Origin of the sequence: Corynebacterium faecium (assembly GCF_027257105.1) — a bacterium.
GTDB lineage: Bacteria > Actinomycetota > Actinomycetes > Mycobacteriales > Mycobacteriaceae > Corynebacterium > Corynebacterium lehmanniae.
Genome location: NZ_JAPYJX010000007.1, coordinates 1 through 13,702, shown reverse-complemented (window position 1 = coordinate 13,702; position 13,702 = coordinate 1). Strand labels below are relative to the sequence as shown.

Genomic DNA, 13,702 nt, shown 5'->3' with positions numbered 1-13,702 from the left:
CCCAACTTCGGGCAAGCCGACTTCCACTGCGAAGCCGACGTCGGACAACAAGCCGACTGCTGGCCAGCCGACGTCTGGCCAGGGAACGTCCGCGCAGCCCACAACGTCGGCTCCGAAGCCGACGACTCCGCCTTCGGGCAAGCCGGCTACTGGCCAGCCGACGTCGGGGCAGGGCACGCCGGCGCCGACGACCACGAAGCCGTCTACGCCAGGTTCTTCTGAGCCGAGCACCTCGCAGCCGACTTCGGCAACCCCGACTTCGGGCAAGCCGACTTCCACTGCGAAGCCGACGTCGGACAACAAGCCGACTGCTGGCCAGCCGACGTCTGGCCAGGGAACGTCCGCGCAGCCCACAACGTCGGCTCCGAAGCCGACCTCTGGCCGACTGACCACGAAGCCGGTACCGACGTCGACGACTACGAAGCCGTCGACCTCCAAGCCGACTTCGGGCCAGGGCACGTCCGCACAGCAGACTGCTGGCCAGCCGACTTCGGGCAAGCCCACCTCGGCACAACAAACCACTCCGAAGCCGACCACCTCGGCACAACAAACCACCCCGAAGCCGACCACCGCGAAGCCCGCCCCGTCGGTCGACGACTTCGCCTGGGACGCGCTGACCGTGCAGGCTGGCACCACCAAGGTGACCGTGCCTTCCCGCAAGCCGTCCGAAACCGTCAACGTGCGCGTCGACGGCGACGCGCCGGAGTGGCTGTCCGTGGCGTCGGATGGTCAGGTGTTGGCCGAGCCGGGCCGCGACGTCAAGCCGGGCGAGTACACGGTCGACGTGGTTTCCGGAGCGGGGGAGCGCGACATCATCACGGTCAACGTCACCGCTCCGGTGAGCGACGCCGACCGCATCAGCGGCGTGAAGTACAAGGACTCCTACGTCCAGGCGGGCAAGACCAACTCGAGCCGCACGCCGATCGCGAACGTCAACCGCGACGGCATTGAGTACGCAAAGCAGCCGCTTCCTGCCGGCACGAAGTTCTCCACCAAGAGCGCCGAGGGAACCGTCGACCCGGACACCGGCGTCGTCACTGTGAAGGCGCCGCTGCGCACCCCGGCGGGCGAGACCATCGAGGTCCCGGTCGACTTCACCTACCCGGACGGCACGACGGGCAAGGCCACCGCGGTCTTCCACGTCGACGCCGGCGCGCAGAACGAGGCGTACACCCCCGCCTACGAGGAGGGCCTGGGGGCGCAGCCGGGCAAGACTGTTGTGGTGCCGCTTCTCGACGGCACGTTCCCCGTCAACAAGGACGGCGAGAACATCGGCCAGTACGCGCTCGCCCCGGTGTACGACGACAAGGGCAACGAGCTCGGCGCGAACAAGGCCTACAAGGGCTGGGACGTCAGCATCGACCCGGATACCGGCGCGGTGTACGCCACCGCCCCGGAGGAGAACCCAGAGCAGATCACTGTCCCGGTAACGGTGCTGTACTCCGACGGCACGGTCTCGGACAAGGACAACGAGCCCACCGTTTTCGCCCGCATCGCGGCGCTTAAGGGGCAGTCGTTGGCGGACTCCACCGAGGCCGCGGGCTACGGCAAGCCGTTCTTCGACGCGGACGGCAACATCCGCATGTTCCCCACGGGCTCGATGCCCCCGGGCGCGACCTTCGAGCAGACCGGCCTGACGGCGCTGCCGGTGGAGGTTGATCCGGAAACGGGCGCGATCACCGTGAAGGTGTCGGAGGATGCTCCGGTTGGCGCGAACTTTGACATCCCGTTGAAGCTGACGCTTCCGGACGGCTCCGTGCAGGAGATCACGGTGCCGGTGTCCACTAAGTCGGAGGCCGCCAACCAGGTCGTGTCATGGAGCCCGGTCAAAGTCACCGAGGCTGGCACCCCGGTCACGGTGGCGCCGAGACAGGCCCCGGCGGGCACGACCTACGCGCTGGCCGCGTCCTTCGACGCGCAGGGCTGGCAGGTGTCCGTGGACCCGAAGACGGGCGAGATCACGGTCGCCCGCAACGGCGACGAGGACGACCCGCAGGCGGCGCTGATTCCGGTTGTGGTGACGTTCGCGGACGGTTCGCAGCGCGTCGTCGAGGTGCCGGCAACGACCGTGCGCGGCACCGCGGCGGTGGCGAATGTGGAGTACCCGCGTGTGGTCATCAACGCCGGCCAGACCGCAATTTTGCGGCCGAGCGTCGCGGGGGCGTCGTTCTCCCTGGTCAAGCCGATCCCGGGGCTGCGCACGCAGATCGATCCGGTGACGGGCGAGCTCACCGTCGCCAGCTACGACGGTACCGTCCCGGGCCCGCGCGACATTCCGGTCCAGGTCACGTTCGAGGATTCCTCGAGCACGATCACCTCGGCGCGGGTTGAGGTCCGCACCAAGTCCGGCATGAGCACGCTCACCGAGAGCACATTGCTTGACGACGTCTCCGCTGTCGGCCGCCCCGACTTCACCACACGAGTCACGCTGCCGGTGCCCAAGAAGGCCGCGGATTACCCGTTCAGCTTGGGCGAGTTCGACGCGCAGGGCTGGGAAGTCTCGTTGGACCGTGCCCGCGGCGTGCTCGAGTTCCGCGTCCCGGCCGACGCCGCCGGCCAGGTCAAGCAGATCCCGGTGAACGTGCGCTTCGCCGACGGCTCCACGGGCCAGTTCAATGTGACGGTGGAAGTGGATGGCGTTGCGGCCGGAGGGTCGTCGCAAAGCAATGGCTCCTCGAAGCCCTCGCCGTGGGTGTGGGCGCTGGCGGTGCTCGGTTTGTTGGGTACAGCTGGCAAGGTTCTGTACGATAATTGCGATAAATTTCAACACTTTTTAGAGCAGTGGGTGTAGGGACACATGATGCACACAGGTAAAAGAGCGATCGCGGCTGTTGTCGCGCTAGGCCTCACCGCCGGCGTCACGCTGCCGGTCCAGGCCGATGCGGCCGTGGATCTGTCCAAGAGCTACCAGGTCGGCGTCACCACCGGCGCCGCCGAGGGCTTCCAGAACGTGGACGTGAACAAGGGCCGCGTGTCCTGGCTGATGTACAACAGCCTCGCCTACGGCCTGATGCCCACCGCTTTCTACTTGGACGCCTACGCGGACGGCCAGAAGGTCGAGTTCGCGGGCGAGAAGACCAAGGTGGAGCCCGCCTCCAACAGTGAGGGCGACGTGGTCACCCTCACCCACACCGACCCGAACCTCGGCGTGGAGCTCGTGCGCACCTTCACCGTCACCCCCGCAAATGTGGACGTGCGGGTGGAGCTGAAAAGCGACAGCAAGCGGGACCTGAAGCTGGTGCTTACGGACGGGCTGATGTCCTACGACTACCCGTTCAGCTCCGAGGAAGCCGGTCCGAACGAGTACACCATCGACGTGGGCAGCCGCTACAAGCTGAACACCAAGTTCGAGGGCGCCGACACCACCGGCACCGGTGAAAGCCAGCAGGCTGCAGAAGCCGGCAGGAACGACGGCGACCGCTACTACGCGGGCGTGTGGCAGCGCCACGACAATAGGCTCAGCGCACGCATGACCATCGCCGGCGACGCCAACGAAGCACTGAAGGATTCCGACGGCGACGGCCTGCCCGACGACTGGGAGATCAACGGCTACACCGACGCCGACGGCAACGAATTCCCGCTGCACCGCTGGGGCGCAGACCCCAATAAGCCGGACCTGTTCCTCCAGCTGAACTGGATGAAGTCCGAATGGGAAACCAAGGGCTGCTCCGAGAAGCGTGAATACGCCGCAACGGAGAAGGACTTCGGCGAGTTCTTGGAGTGCGCCGACGCGAACGTGAACGTCTACCGCCCGTCGCGCAAGATCCTCAACGACCTGGTGGACCTGTTCGACCGCCGCGGCTACAACATGCACATCGACGCCGGCGACTACTACAACAACATCCCGGGCATCACGCCTCAAGGCGGCGACACCATCGACTACGCGCCGATCTACTTCAAGGACGACAACGGCCGCGCAGAGGTGCCCGGTGTGCGCCTGGTCAAGGACCGCAAGAATCTGCTCGGTGCGCGCCAGTCCGTCTTCCGCGTCGGCATTATTGGCGACCAGCAGGAGGCGGGCAACCTGTCCTCCGGCAACGGACTGATCTCCGACGGCGCGTTCTACGTGGCCAAGAACTACCTGATGACGTCCCAGGAGCAGATGCGCAACACCATCCTCCACGAATTCGGCCACAACCTGGGCCTGACCCACTCTGGCGCGTCCAACGTGGACAAGCCGAACAGCTCCTACGTGCCCAAGTACAAGTCCGTGATGAACTACCTGTACCAGTTCAGCCACTTCGACTACTCGGACAAGAACTCCACAGACAACGACAACACCAGCATTCCGCAGGCCTGTTACGACGGCACCGCCAAGTGCTTCACCGGCAGCTACGACATCGCACCGGACTGGCAGAACCTGGACATCGTCAACGGCGAGATCGCCAAGGCCACCGGCTCCACCGGCGTGTCCGAGGACCCGTCCGAGTCCGGACACAGCCACCCGCAAGTGGATGAGCTCGTGCTCATGGCTGCGGAGGAGAACAACGGCAAGGCCGGCATCCGCGTGCTGGGCGAGCGCGACGGCGTGAAGAACGTCATTATCGCCAACCGCTCCGACTCCAAGGTGCACCTGGAGCTGTCCAACCTGGGCCTTGACCTGCACGAGTTCACCCTGCAGGTGGACTACCCGGGCGGCAAGTTCCGCAAGACCTACCCGGTGGAAGGCGTGCTCAAGGAGCACGGCAAGTACAACGTCGAGGTGCCGATTGCCAACACCGCCGGCTACAAGGATTCCTCCATGCCGGTGAAGTTCCGCGTCTTCAACGCCGACGGCCGCTTGGTCGCCGAGGAGACCAACGAGTTCTCCGTGCTCAACTACACCACCGAGCAGATGGACCAGCTGGTCCAGGAGCTGGAGAAGAACAACTCCAAGTACCTCCAGGCCGCGCGCGACACCGTGGGCAAAAAGGACCCGGCGAAGCCGACCCTGGCCAAGCCGGCACCGGTGCCCACCAAGAACAACCAGCCTGTGCAGACTGGCAATCGACGCCCAGCCGTGACCGAGCTCAACGGCGCGACCCAGCCTGCGCCGAAGCCGGGCACGAACCCGACGCAGAACCCGAGCCGGAACGAGCCGGCCCCGAACACCCAGGCCGGCGAGACCGGCAAGGGCGGCAAGGCGTCCGGCGGCAGCACCGGCGCGATCGTGGGCATCATCATCGCGATCCTGGCGGTCGTCGGCCTCGGCGGCGCCGCAGCCGCGATGGGCGGCTTCATCTAAGCACCCCCGCCGAAACGGCCGCCGTAATCCCGACAGATTACGGCGGCCGTTTGCGATGACCAGGGACGATAAGGCCCGCCTGACAGATTCCGCCGCGATGTGTCGGCGGGCCGCCGCCCCGCTCGGTCCCCGCCGCCCAAACCCCTAGAACCAGGTGGCGGGGCGGACCTTGTTGGCCAGGTCCACCAGCGCGTACCGGTGCTTCGGGTACGGCGCCACCCGGGCCTGGTCCCGAAGCGTCTGGGCCAGGCCGCGGCGCAGGCCCCGGATGGTGAAGGGGTACTCGAACAGCGCAACGTTGGTGGAGGCCTGGTGGGCGCGCAGGTACGTCAGGCCGGCCTCGATGACGGCGACCTTGATCTGCAAGAAGCGTGGCTCGGTGGAGGGGATCTGCTCGAGGCGGCGGGCGGCGAGCCGGATGTGGTCTTCGGTGGCGCCCTCGGCAACCAGGCACAAAATGGCGGTCAGCTGCGCCATCCGGTAGTGGCGTGACGCGTTGGGCACCTTGTCCAGGGCCTTGATGGCCAGGTCCACTTCGCTTTCGCACATGAGCATGCGGGCCAGGCCGAACGCGGAGGAGACGGTGGTGGGGTTGGTCATCCACACCAGGGCGTAGAGGCGTGTGGCGTGGAAGCGCAGGCCTTCGGGGGCGGTCACGGTCAGCGACCACGTGTTATCTGTGGCTCCGTCGGCGGCCATGCGCTCGAACACGGCGTCCGGCACGTCGCGGAGGTGTTGGGTGAGGCCGGCAGCGGCGGGCGAGAGCTCGTCGTGAAGCAGCGCACTCGATTGGTACCCGCCCTCCTGGAGGATGAGCTCGCTGACTGCGGCGAGCGCCAGTTTGGGGGCGGCCTCGCCGGGTAGCTGGTTGAGCACCTGCGAAAACGAACCCTTCGCGGAGGCGAAGTCTCCAAGCAGCGTCTCCACGACGCCCGCGTACCAGGAGTAGCGCCAGTTGTCGCCGAAGCGCTCCGACAGTGAGCGCAGCCAGGAGCGCGCCTGGGTGGTCAGGCCCAGGTCGATCATGGTGCGCACGACGCCGAAGGGGATTTCGATGGAGTGCTCGTACTGCGGGGTGGTCATGGCCTGGCGCAGCGTCTCCAGCGTTTCGCGCGGTTCGGCATACGAGGAGCCCTGGAGCATCGCGGCGCCGACATCGTCGCGGTTGACCAGCGGCGACGGCAGCGCTGCGACGACCTCTTGCGGGGTGATGTCCACGCTGCGGGCGATGCCGTCGATGAGCTGGTCGGTGCGGAACACCAGGTGTTTGGTGCCGAACGTCGTACGCTGCGGGGAGAACAGGGAGTGCTGTGCGGGGTAGGTGCGGCCGTCGCGCACAGCGACGATTTCGCGCAGCACGCCGAGCAGCTGCGCCTCCAGTTCAACGAGGTTGGTGAAGCGCTTGGCCGGGTCCTCGTTGCAGCATCGCGCGAGCAACCGGTACAGGGAGGTGTACTGGCGGAACAGCGGCTCGTCGATGGGGGAGGGCAGGCCTTGCTCGTACACCCCGTCGGTTTGCGGCAGGTCCACCACCAGCGACGCCAGGGTGCGGCCCACGGTGTACACGTCGGAGGCGACGGACGGCCCTTCGGTGGCCACCTCCGGCGCCTGGAATCCCTTCGTGCCGTAGATGAACCCGTAGGCGCCGATGCCGGAGACCGCGCCCATGTCGATGAGTTTGACCTGGTCTTCGGTGACGATGATGTTGTCGGGCTTCAGGTCGTTGTACACCACCCCGCGCGAGTGCAGGTAGTCCAGCGCGGGCAGCACTTCGAGCATGTAGGCGATGGCGATGTCTGGTTGGAGCACTTTGCTTGTCGACGCATTCCGCCATGCCCGCAAACTCGGCCCGCCCACGTACTCCATGACAGTGAATCCGCCGGGGACGCGGGGGTCGTCGATGAAGTTGAAGATCTGCACGATGCCGGGGTGGGTCATCTCCGCCAGGAATTCGCGCTCAGCCGCGGCGGCCGCCGCCTCGTCCGGGTTGTCCGTGGAGTGCAGGCCTTTGAGCACCACCACGCGCCCGGCGACGTGGTGGTCCTGCGCTAGGTAGATCCAGCCCATGCCGCCGTGGGCGATGACGCCCATGATCTCGTACTGGCTGGCCACCACGTCGCCGGGGTGCAGCACCGGCGGGGCGATGCCCTTTTTCACCACGGCCGGCTCCGGGTCGATCAGCGCTTCCTTCGGCTCGGTGGGCTCCACCCAGGGCAGCTCCACCATGCCGTCGGCGACCACGCGGGTGGCGCGGCGGGTGCCGCGGCGCTCGCGGAACGTGTCCAGGGCGAGCCGGCGCGAGCGCTGAGAGGGGTCTTCGCGGTTGCCCCCCTTGCGCAGCTTGTCCAGGTCTTTGAGCAGGCCGGCCATCTCGCCCATGGCGGAGTAGTCCGTCTCGCCGTCGGAATCCCAGTCGTCGTCCCAGTCCTCGTTGTCGTCGGCGAAGGGGTCGAAAGCGACGGCCTCGGTGCCCGGCTCGGCGTCGTCCTCGTCGTCCGCGAACGGGTCGAAGGCGACGGCCTCGGTGCGCTGCTCCAACGGGTCCTGAGAATCCTGCTCAGTGCTCACTGCTCCTCCTTGCGGTACATCAGCGGCGGCGGGGAGGACTCCGCGATGGAGCCCCCGAGCCAGGTGGAGTAGAGCTGCGACCACGTGCCGTCGTTACGCATCCGCTCCAGCGTCGAATTGACCTGCCGCACCAGGTCCGTCTGGCCCTTCGGGATGCCCACGCCGTAGTACTGCGACGCCAGCGTGCCCGGCAGGATCGTCGCGTACGGGTCCTGCGCGGACAGGCCCGCCAGGATGGAATCGTCCGCCACGATCGCGTCCGCCTGGAACTGCTGAGTGGCCATCAGACAATCGGACCAGGAGCGGGTGCGCAAAATATTCGAATGCGGTGTAAACGTGCGCGCGATCTGGGTCAGGTTCGTGCCGTCGACGATGCACACGGTTTTGCCGCCAAGCTGGTTGATGTCGTCCACGCCCCGGTCCCGCGGCACCAGAACCTGCACGCCAGAGGTCAGATACGGGGTGGAAAAATCGATCGACTTCGCGCGCTCCGGGGTAATGGACATGGTGCGGATGACAATGTCCACCTCGCCGTTGTTCAGCGCCTCGGCCCGCGCCGCCGAGTCCACAAACCGCAGGTCCAGGCGGTTGATCCCGGTGTGCTCCTCGTCGAAGATGTCGTCGGCGATCGCGCGGGCGAGATCCACCTCCAGCCCGCGCAGCTCGCCGCTGGCGGTGTCGCGGAACGCCAGCAGGTAGAGGGACTGGTCGATGCCCACCACCAGTCGGCCGCGGCGCGTGATGCGGTCCACGTTCGGGGTGTCGTCTTCAGCGGTGCGGGGGTTCAGCGAGCCCTCCCAGTCCAGCTTCGCCGGCACGTACGGCTCCGCCGGCACCCCTTGCGCGTCCTCGAGGGCCGCGCCGGGCGGCAGCGGCAACAGCTCGCGGGTAGTGGAGGTTTCCTGCTCCGGGACGATGGTGGCGCGCACCGGGGTCGGCTCGTCCGAGCACCCCGAAAGCCCCAGCGCCAGCACCGCCGCGCACGCGGTCCATGTCCTTCTCACAGGTACTCACCCAGCCTTCTGCGGATGCCCAGCCACGTGCAGACCACGGCCAAAACGGACAGCAGCGCCACCACCGCGGAGACCTGCCGCGTCGCGTCCAGCGAGGCGTCGATGTACGCCTGCGTGCCCTCCCTCGACGACGCGATGAGCTTGGACAGCGTCGCGTCCAGTTCCCTGAACGGCGCCTCGCCCGCCCCGCCGCCTGAGGCCAGCAGCGCCGCCGCCTGCTCGTAGCTGCCCGTGTTCAGCGCGCCGACGAGTTCGTTGTGCTCGTAGGCCCAGGTGCGCAGGGCGTCGCGTGCGTCGTCGATAAGCTGCTGCTCCCCGCCGTACTCCTCTGCGGTCTCGAGCGCCGCGCTTACCGACGCATACGTGCCGTCGAACGCCCGCGACGAATGCACCACGGACTGGCGGCGCAGCAGCGCGAACGTCTCGTCCGTGCGCGTCTCCAGTGCGTCGAAGCGGGCGGCGGTGAGCTCCTCCCACGGCTTCGCCGCGCGCTCGTACTCCACGGAGCCGTTGCGCCAGGACTGGTAGTTCGACACCGCGGCCCAGCTCAGCGCCACCACCACCGCGAGCGTGCCGGCGATAAAGCCCTTGTTCAGGCGGCGGCGGAATACCCGCCACAGCCACCACTGGGTGAGCACGAGGAAACCGAGCGCCGCCACGAGGCCGGACAGCGGCACCCACTGCGGCTCGGAGAGGCGCCGCATCTCCTTGGCCACGTCCTCGCGGGTTAGCGCGTTGATCTCCGAGGCGGACACCAGCAAACGGGTGCGCATGATGCTGGACGCCTCCGACATGTAGGCCACGCCCACAGGGTTGCCCATGCGCTGGTTCACGCGTGCGCGCTCGTTCAGGCCGGCGTAGACTGGCAGGTCCCGCTGGATGTCGCTGACCAGCTCCTCGATGCGCTCGCTGGTGGCCGTGTCGGCCTCCACCGCGCCCTTGTAAATCTCGCCGGCGGAGCTGACCGCCGTGTCCAGTGCTGCGGAGTAGGCCTGCACGTCCTCGTGCGACAGCGGCCCGGGCTGGACAAACCCGCCCGCCGCGATGGTGTCCGCGCGCAGCAGGGAGGTGGACAGCAGGTGGGCAGCCGCGCTCATCGGCTCCGTCGCCTCGCGCACCGTGTCCAGCGCCTGGTTGCGGCCGGCCATGGACTGGCTCATGGACAGCCCCGCCGCCAGCAGCATGGCGGTCAGCAGCACCATCACCACGATGAGCTTGCCGGGGGTGGTCCGCGCGAACGCGTGGCCGCGCCGGCCCATGCGAACGGGACCGGCCAGCGGGCCGTGGAGGACGCCGTGCAGGCGCGGGTGCGCAGGGCGCGCTTCAAGCTCGTCGAGCCACGCGTCGTCGCTCGGCCTGCTTTGCGTCACCATTCCGCAATAATAACTGTTCGCGCCTACAGTGGGGGCCATGCTTGGCGACGGAAACGGCTGGGTCACCACACCCGACGGCACAAAACTTTGGGGGCGCTTCGGCGCCGCCGGCCTCTTCCTCGTCGCCGGTAGCGGAGCGGACGCGAAAGTGCTGCTGCAGCACCGCGCCGGCTGGACCGCCCAGGGCGGCACCTGGGGGATCCCCGGCGGCGCCCGCGACAGCCACGAAACCCCAGCGCAGGCGGCGGTGCGTGAGTCCGTGGAGGAGTGCGCCATCGACCCGCAGCGCATAAACGTGGTCGAAGAGCTGGTCACCACGGACCTGCCGGAGTGGAGCTACACCACCGTGATCGCGCTGTGCGAGGCACCGCTGGCCGTGACCGCCAACGAAGAGTCGGAGGAACTGCGCTGGGTGCCCCTGGCCGAGATTTCGGGGTTTGCGCTGCACCCGGGCTTTGCGGCGTCGCTAAGCAATGTGCTCCCCAAAGCCATGGTGCATACTGAACCGCATGATTGAAGTGCAAGGCCTGACCAAACGGTACGGCGCCGTCCAAGCGGTTGACGACCTCACGTTCACCGTCAAACCCGGCGTCGTCACCGGCTTCCTCGGCCCTAACGGCGCAGGGAAATCCACCACCATGCGCATGATTCTGGGGCTGGACCGCCCAACATCCGGCACCGCGCACATTAACGGCGTGCCCTACCGCTCGCTGCAAAATCCGTCGCGCACAGTGGGCGCGCTTCTCGACGCCAAAGGTGTCCACCCCAACCGCTCCGCCCGCGCCAGCCTGCTCTGGCAAGCGCAAGCCGCCGGGCTGCCGCGCACCCGCGTCGACGAGGTGCTCGAGCTGGTGGGCCTGACGGATGTGGCTGGCAAGAACGTCGGCGGATTCTCCCTGGGCATGGGGCAGCGCCTCGGCATCGCGGCGGCGCTGCTCGGCGACCCGGAGTACCTGATCCTGGACGAGCCCGTCAACGGCCTCGACCCCGCCGGCATCCGCTGGGTGCGCGAGCTGCTGCAGTCCCTCGCCGCCGAAGGGCGCACCGTTTTGGTGTCCTCCCACCTGCTCGCCGAGATGGCGCAGACCGCCGAAGACCTGATCATCATCGGCCGCGGCCGCCTGGTGGCCAACACGTCCGTGGCCGAATTCATCCGCGAAAACTCCGGCGTGACCACCATCGTGCGCACCCCCACCGAGGACGCCGCGGCCGCGTTGGCCGCCGCGCTGCAGCACGCCGATGTGGCCATGCCGTTCAAGCGCGCGGTCGACGCCGACGGCCGCGACGTGTACGAGATCCCGGACCGCACCTCCGACGACGTCGGTCGCGTCGCCTTTGCCGCCGGGGTGCCGCTGTCCGAGCTTGCCGAGCGCCGCGCCTCCCTCGAAGATGCCTACATGCAATCCACCGAGGGCCACGCCCAGTACGTCTCCGGAGGTACCAATGCTTAACCTGTTTCCCGCCGAGTGGACCAAACTGCGCTCCACCGCCTCCTTCTGGTGGAACTCCGCGCTGATTATCGCCTTCGGCGCCTTCTTCGGTGCTCTGTTCGGTTTCGCCTCCAAACTCGGCGGCATGCCGTATGCGCCCCTGACCGTCGCCGCCACGATGGCGCTGATCACCGCGATCGTCGTGATCGTGCAGGCCTCCATGACCGTGACCACCGAGTACCGGTTCGGCATCCCGCCGACGAACTTCAGGGTTGCGCCGAAGCGGTGGCAGGTGGCCGTCGCAAAGCTTGTGCTCGGGGCTGTTTTGGCTGCGCTGGCGACCTTCCTGGGGCTTGCCGTCGCCTTCACCATCGGCGACCTCACCGCGCCCGTGCCCGCGAACTGGGTGAGCAACACCGCCTCCCGACGCGCCCTGTGGGCCATCCCCCTCGGCATGGCGCTGATCACCCTGTTCCAGCAGGGCATCGGCTGGATCACGCGCAACACCGCCGGTGCCGTGGTCACCGGCATGGGCATGATGCTGCTGATCGAATCCATCGTCGGCTTCATCCCGCGCTACGGCGCCGACGTGGCCAAATTCCTGCCGTTTGGCAACCTCATGGCGTTCATGACCAACAGCCCCACCCAGAACTGGACGCTGCCCGTGTCGCTTCTGATCTTCGCGGTGTGGGCCGTGGCGGCGTGGATCATCGGCGTGGTGCTGCTGGAGACCCGCGACGCGTAGGGGGTTCTGCGCCTCGGGCTTGGGACCGCTCAGCGCGTCAACGCGCGAACCGGCTACCTACCACCGGCTACCAGGCGCTTTAGGGCGTGGTAGCCGGTTGTAGGTAGCCGGTGTTTGTGTTCGGGGTGGCGCGGCGTGAGGAAGACGAGCACGACCGAGAGTGGTTTGCTAATCTGGCCGCGTCATCGGGGGATGGACCAAAGGGGGAACCATGGATCGAGCGCGTCTAACCGGAATGCTGATGTCACGGCATACCGCCGAGGCCCAGGACTGCCGGCAGCTATCGGCAACGAAGTTTATCGCCACCACAGACTGGGACACGTTGGAATCGCACGAGCAGGAGTATCTCCGCTGCTACTCAGTGTCGGCTGCGGCGTATAAGGCGGTGCTCGTTGGCCGGTCTGCTGCCCGCATGCACGGCATGTGGGTGGTTCCCAACCGGGAAGAGCTGGTAGAGCTAGCACAGTGCAACGGCAACCCGCCGCCGAAGAAGCAGTGGCCGGCAGGGGTGGTGTACCGGCACATCAGTGTTCCCGAGATCGACACCGTGGTCCGCGATCCGATTGACCGTGCGGGCGCGGGAGCAACCCTTCGCCTGACGACGCCACCCCGCACCGTCGTAGACATCGCCAGATTCCATGGTGTCCCGGACGCTACTGCGGCCATCGACGGGCAATACCGCGAGATGGCGCCGCTTCAGCAACAGATGTGGTGCGACGAAATTCTGGCGGTAGCGCAGCGGATGCGCGGTAAGCGGGGGATCGGCCGCGTGAAAGAGGCTATCGCTTTGAGCTCATCGCTGTCGGAGTCTCCATTCGAGTCCGTCGTGAGGGTGCTGTTGGCGTTGCGCGGAATCAAGGTGAGGGAGCAGATGTGGATCGGGCGGTACTACCGAGTCGACCTGCTGTGGGGGACGCTGGTCATCGAGATCGACGGGTACCTCAAGTTCAAAGAGAAGCCTTTCGAGGCAGTGATTAAGCAGGAGAAACGCGACCGGTGGCTCAGGGAGCAAGGGTATACGGTGATTCGTCTTTTCCCCGCCGAAATCATCCAGGACCCTGAAGATTGCGTACGGCGCATTTTGGCCAGCAAGGCGGAGGCGGATGCCAACCCATCGGTACGAGTTCCGGCTACCACTCGTCGCCCGCGCTAGGCCCCGGTCGAACCCGTGCCGTGGCCTTTCTCGCGCGCAACCGGCTACCTACAGCCGGCTACCCGTCGAAAACGGGGATGCGGACAAATTCTTGGAGTGCATTTGGGGGACTTTGTCTCGTTGTTATGCACTCAGTGCTTGTCGGTGTTCGGCGATGGTGGTGTAGCCGTCGCCGAGTGTCGACTTCAATCGTCTG

9 protein-coding genes are annotated in these 13,702 nt (G+C 67.0%); 6 read left to right on the top strand and 3 right to left on the bottom strand.

The genetic code is table 11. From position 1 onward, the window contains the following. Positions 1-2,791: Rib/alpha-like domain-containing protein (locus O5O53_RS08715; protein ID WP_269511376.1), on the top strand; the 2,791-nt coding region annotated here is incomplete at its 5' end. Positions 2,792-2,797: 6 nt separating this feature from the next. After that, complete coding sequence (locus O5O53_RS08710) at positions 2,798-5,224, top strand: hypothetical protein (protein ID WP_269511374.1); 2,427 nt, start codon at positions 2,798-2,800, stop codon at positions 5,222-5,224. Between the two features lie 144 nt (positions 5,225-5,368). Here the strand turns inward: O5O53_RS08710 and O5O53_RS08705 are convergent, their stop codons facing one another. The 3 genes from O5O53_RS08705 to O5O53_RS08695 are packed head-to-tail and all read right to left on the bottom strand — an operon-like array spanning position 5,369 to position 10,178. Continuing rightward, a complete protein-coding gene (locus O5O53_RS08705; RefSeq protein WP_269511372.1) occupies positions 5,369-7,792 on the bottom strand; it encodes a serine/threonine protein kinase in 2,424 nt (807 codons plus the stop codon). Next, positions 7,789-8,796: a glutamate ABC transporter substrate-binding protein gene (locus O5O53_RS08700; RefSeq protein ID WP_269511370.1), complete on the bottom strand. Its 1,008-nt coding sequence runs from the start codon at positions 8,794-8,796 to the stop codon at positions 7,789-7,791. The genes O5O53_RS08705 and O5O53_RS08700 overlap by 4 nt, the downstream gene beginning before the upstream one ends. Beyond that, the gene (locus O5O53_RS08695; RefSeq protein ID WP_269511368.1) at positions 8,793-10,178 is read right to left on the bottom strand and encodes a GlnX family signal transduction membrane protein; all 1,386 of its coding nucleotides are present in this window, start codon (positions 10,176-10,178) and stop codon (positions 8,793-8,795) included. The genes O5O53_RS08700 and O5O53_RS08695 overlap by 4 nt, the downstream gene beginning before the upstream one ends. A 37-nt stretch (positions 10,179-10,215) precedes the next feature. Here O5O53_RS08695 and O5O53_RS08690 point away from each other — a divergent pair, with 37 nt between their 5' ends. The 4 genes from O5O53_RS08690 to O5O53_RS08675 all read left to right on the top strand — a co-directional run bounded on the left by O5O53_RS08690 (position 10,216) and on the right by O5O53_RS08675 (position 13,506). Continuing rightward, the gene (locus O5O53_RS08690; protein WP_269511365.1) at positions 10,216-10,695 is read left to right on the top strand and encodes an NUDIX domain-containing protein; all 480 of its coding nucleotides are present in this window, start codon (positions 10,216-10,218) and stop codon (positions 10,693-10,695) included. Then, positions 10,688-11,629: an ABC transporter ATP-binding protein gene (locus tag O5O53_RS08685; protein WP_269511363.1), complete on the top strand. Its 942-nt coding sequence runs from the start codon at positions 10,688-10,690 to the stop codon at positions 11,627-11,629. The genes O5O53_RS08690 and O5O53_RS08685 overlap by 8 nt, the downstream gene beginning before the upstream one ends. After that, complete coding sequence (locus O5O53_RS08680) at positions 11,622-12,353, top strand: ABC-2 transporter permease family protein (protein WP_269511361.1); 732 nt, start codon at positions 11,622-11,624, stop codon at positions 12,351-12,353. Before O5O53_RS08685 ends, O5O53_RS08680 begins: the two co-directional genes overlap by 8 nt. Before the next feature lie 211 nt (positions 12,354-12,564). After that, on the top strand, positions 12,565-13,506 hold the full coding sequence (locus O5O53_RS08675; protein ID WP_269511359.1) for an endonuclease domain-containing protein: 942 nt from the start codon (positions 12,565-12,567) through the stop codon (positions 13,504-13,506). The last annotated feature ends 196 nt before the right edge of the window (positions 13,507-13,702 follow it).

Coding starts and splice junctions, on each gene's coding strand:
- O5O53_RS08710 (WP_269511374.1), top strand. CDS start 2,798: ATGATGCACACAGGTAAAAGAGCGATCGCGGCTGTTGTCGCGCTAGGC.
- O5O53_RS08690 (WP_269511365.1), top strand. CDS start 10,216: ATGCTTGGCGACGGAAACGGCTGGGTCACCACACCCGACGGCACAAAA.
- O5O53_RS08680 (WP_269511361.1), top strand. CDS start 11,622: ATGCTTAACCTGTTTCCCGCCGAGTGGACCAAACTGCGCTCCACCGCC.
- O5O53_RS08675 (WP_269511359.1), top strand. CDS start 12,565: ATGGATCGAGCGCGTCTAACCGGAATGCTGATGTCACGGCATACCGCC.
- O5O53_RS08685 (WP_269511363.1), top strand. CDS start 10,688: ATGATTGAAGTGCAAGGCCTGACCAAACGGTACGGCGCCGTCCAAGCG.
- O5O53_RS08695 (WP_269511368.1), bottom strand. CDS start 10,178: ATGGTGACGCAAAGCAGGCCGAGCGACGACGCGTGGCTCGACGAGCTT.